Source organism: Mesobacillus sp. (assembly GCF_049588175.1).
GTDB lineage: Bacteria > Bacillota > Bacilli > Bacillales > Cytobacillaceae > Mesobacillus.
Window position 1 is genome coordinate 1 of sequence record NZ_JBAVFI010000162.1, and the last position, 2,900, is coordinate 2,900.

Consider the following 2,900-nt stretch of genomic DNA (forward strand, 5'->3'; position numbering starts at 1 on the left):
ATGCAGGGAGAGGCACATAAAAAATATCACAGGTTAGCGAAAAGGGCATTGAGGGAGTTGTTGAACAAGAGGAAGAAAAAAACTGCCGTGCAGCGGCAGTTTTGATAGAACTATTGAATGTTTCCGGATTTTTGATCGATCTGCCTGCATACCTCGTCTGCGGATAGGCCACTTGCTTCGATTACTGAACCTTGGATTGACACATCTTGCATGCCCATGACGTTTGAATCAGTTCCGCTAACAACACAGAAATCGCAGCCTTGAGCATCAGCTTCCTGACGGAGTTCAACGACTTCATGTCCTTTTTCGCGAAGTGCAGCGGAAACGTTAGTTAAAGATTGTTCTACACCAATTCTAGCCATAACTTACACCTCCTCACCAATTTAAGTTGTCCGTGATAAGAATAAAATATTCCTTAGGCAAGACAATATTAAGGCATGATCAAAATCAACGGGAGGTGCTATAATGGTAAAACGTAAAAAAGATCCTTCAACCATTGGACTTAATTCTGCACAGGTTGAGGGCCAGGGTACAACTACAAGCGAAACAGGCAGCAGAACCGCTTCGTCTTCACGAAGAAAGCAGAAAAAGGATTAAAAAAGAGACCTTTGAGCAGTAATCCAATATCAAGTTTGCTTGTTTATGTCAAATTTACAATGAAACAGCATGATGAAAAGCCCCCCGGAAGAATCCGGGGGGATTGTTGTTCATACATTTATTGTGCGTACATTTCAGCAATCTGTTTTTGAAGTTCCTGATTTTCCAAATATTCATCATATGTCATCTGCTTATCTACAAGACCTGCAGGAGTAATTTCCATGATTCGGTTCGCCACGGTTTCAACAAACTGATGGTCATGGGAAGAAAAGATCATTGAGCCTTTAAAGTTAATCATCCCGTTGTTAAGGGCAGTTATTGATTCAAGGTCCAAGTGGTTTGTAGGTTCATCAAGAAGCAAAACGTTTGAACCAGATAACATCATTTTGGAAAGCATGCATCGGACTTTCTCTCCACCTGAAAGAACACTTGCCTTCTTCAGCACTTCTTCTCCAGAGAAAAGCATCCTGCCCAGGAAACCACGAAGGAAGCTTTCGCTATCATCCTTTGGAGAGAATTGGCGAAGCCAGTCTACCAATGTCAAGTCGCAGCCTTCAAAGTATTCGGAGTTATCCTTAGGGAAGTATGCCTGTGAAGTAGTAATACCCCATTTATAGCTCCCACTATCAGGCTCCATTTCACCAGCAAGGATCTTGAATAATGTAGTAACCGCAAGTTCGTTTTTACCGACAAGCGCGATTTTATCATCCTTGTTCATAATAAAACTGATATTATCCAATACTTTTACGCCATCGATTGTTTTAGATAAGCCATCAACTCTTAAAAGATCATTGCCGATTTCACGGTCAGGCGTAAATCCGACATATGGGTATTTACGGGAGGATGGTTTAATGTCATCCAGAGAGATCTTATCAAGAAGCTTTTTGCGGGAAGTAGCCTGCTTAGATTTAGATGCGTTTGCACTGAATCTTGCGATGAAGGCTTGCAATTCCTTAATTTTCTCTTCTTTTTTGCGGTTTGTATCCGACTGCATTCTTAGTGCAAGCTGGCTGGATTCATACCAGAAATCATAGTTGCCGACATAAAGCTGGATTTTTCCAAAATCAAGGTCAGCGATATGTGTACAAACTTTATTCAGGAAGTGACGGTCATGGGACACAACAATGACCGTGTTCTCAAAATTAATCAAGAATTCTTCTAGCCACTGGATAGCTTTGATATCAAGGTGGTTTGTAGGTTCGTCAAGCAATAGTACATCAGGTTTACCAAAAAGGGTCTGTGCAAGAAGTACTTTAACCTTTTCTCCGCCGCCAATATCAGCCATTTTCTTATCATGAAGTTCTTCGCCAATTCCCAAACCTTTTAAAAGGATCGCTGCTTCCGATTCTGCTTCCCAACCGTTAAGTTCTGCAAATTCACCTTCTAGTTCTGCAGCTTTCATGCCATCTTCATCAGTGAAATCTGCTTTCATGTAAATAGCGTCTTTTTCCTGCATAACTTCATATAAACGGGCATGACCCATAATTACTACTTTCAATACTTCTACATCTTCATATTCGAAGTGGTTTTGCTTTAATACTGCAAGGCGTTCACCCGGAGTCATAGATACGTTGCCGGATTGGGGCTCGATTTCTCCAGATAGAATTTTAATGAATGTTGATTTGCCTGCACCGTTTGCTCCGATCAGGCCATAGCAATTACCAGGATTGAATTTAATATTAACGTCTTCAAATAGCTTGCGGTCACCATATCTCAAGCCTACATTTTGAACTGTAATCATTTATTTAATAGCCTCCATTAATATATATCCCAAAGATTATAACATGTTTGACTGCCAGTAGCGAATTCTTTTTCTTTAGCCAGTTCCAGAGGTTGCGGTCATAATATTAGTGTGATAAATGAACTTACCGTGCAAAAGGAGTTTTTAATTGATTCAAAATGGGAAAAGGCGAGAGTAAGATAAATATGTTGAAAATAAAAAGTAGCAGATTGAAGGTTGGATAGATAGAAAGTAACAGCCATTTTAAAAGAAAAGAGTATAAAGATTGAAATAGTATATGAACGTTTAAAAATTTCTTATACTTTGTCAATTTTTTTGCTCGTTTTCACACATTTTTCATATTTTTCATGTAAAATAATAATAGACAAAGATGGATAAAAGGAGTTTTTGAAATGGCTAAAAAGCAGCTGGTTGATTTCGTTAACCGACTAAAAGAATCAGGGATTAAAGTCAGCTTCACTAAGCCAAAATCAGAATTTTTCTCCCTGCAAAAGACAGAGAAACATCCCACCACTGTAAATTCACACTAAAATAACCGGCTCTTTTCGGACGTTTGTGGTTC

At 39.3% G+C, this 2,900-nt stretch carries 4 protein-coding genes; 2 read left to right on the forward strand and 2 right to left on the reverse strand.

The features are described from left to right. Positions 1-110 precede the first annotated feature (110 nt). Complete coding sequence (locus WB217_RS03885) at positions 111-362, reverse strand: YkuS family protein (RefSeq protein ID WP_335430366.1); 252 nt, start codon at positions 360-362, stop codon at positions 111-113. 103 nt (positions 363-465) lie between these two features. On the opposite strand from WB217_RS03885, the gene WB217_RS03890 reads away from it, so the two are divergent. Continuing rightward, positions 466-597, forward strand: a complete 132-nt coding sequence (locus WB217_RS03890) for a YuzL family protein (protein WP_423990819.1) — start codon at positions 466-468, stop codon at positions 595-597. A 118-nt stretch (positions 598-715) separates the two neighbouring features. Here the strand turns inward: WB217_RS03890 and WB217_RS03895 are convergent, their stop codons facing one another. Continuing rightward, positions 716-2,338, reverse strand: coding sequence for an ABC-F family ATP-binding cassette domain-containing protein (locus tag WB217_RS03895; RefSeq protein WP_423990821.1), 1,623 nt, complete (start codon positions 2,336-2,338; stop codon positions 716-718). 392 nt (positions 2,339-2,730) lie between these two features. On the opposite strand from WB217_RS03895, the gene WB217_RS03900 reads away from it, so the two are divergent. Continuing rightward, positions 2,731-2,868, forward strand: a complete 138-nt coding sequence (locus WB217_RS03900; RefSeq protein ID WP_023627787.1) for a hypothetical protein — start codon at positions 2,731-2,733, stop codon at positions 2,866-2,868. Positions 2,869-2,900: the final 32 nt, after the last annotated feature.

What these genes read in the sequence shown, in the direction of transcription:
- WB217_RS03885 (WP_335430366.1), bottom strand. Translation starts at nt 362, where the DNA reads ATGGCTAGAATTGGTGTAGAACAATCTTTAACTAACGTTTCCGCTGCA.
- WB217_RS03890 (WP_423990819.1), top strand. Translation starts at nt 466, where the DNA reads ATGGTAAAACGTAAAAAAGATCCTTCAACCATTGGACTTAATTCTGCA.
- WB217_RS03895 (WP_423990821.1), bottom strand. Translation starts at nt 2,338, where the DNA reads ATGATTACAGTTCAAAATGTAGGCTTGAGATATGGTGACCGCAAGCTA.
- WB217_RS03900 (WP_023627787.1), top strand. Translation starts at nt 2,731, where the DNA reads ATGGCTAAAAAGCAGCTGGTTGATTTCGTTAACCGACTAAAAGAATCA.